Below are 255 nucleotides of genomic sequence, written 5' to 3'. Positions count from 1 at the left end.
AGCGATGAAACGGCCTATTCCATGGCGGTTCTTGCAATGGATCAGCATGCCTACCTGCTGGCGGAGATTGGTGGATTCGCTATTTCTCGCTCACTGCGGAAATTGAAGAAACAACGGACTGTTCCGCGGGTCTTCGCGCCGTCCGACGTGCTTCTGAATTTGCCGGTCAACGACGTTATCGACATCGACCGGATGACTTCGGATACGATTGCGGCGTTCGTCGCTGGGTGGGTGGGGGCCGACCTGATCATCGCG

General features: G+C 56.9%; 1 protein-coding gene. It reads left to right on the top strand.

The genetic code is table 11. The features are described from left to right. A partial coding sequence (locus tag AB4Y34_RS42365; protein ID WP_368719366.1) for a hypothetical protein occupies window positions 1-255 on the top strand: 255 nt, incomplete at both ends.

Source organism: Paraburkholderia sp. BR10954, assembly GCF_040965775.1.
In the GTDB taxonomy this organism is placed as follows: Bacteria; Pseudomonadota; Gammaproteobacteria; order Burkholderiales; family Burkholderiaceae; genus Paraburkholderia; species Paraburkholderia youngii.
The sequence above is the reverse complement of the archived record's forward strand: the minus strand, read 5'-3'. Positions and strand labels throughout refer to the sequence as shown.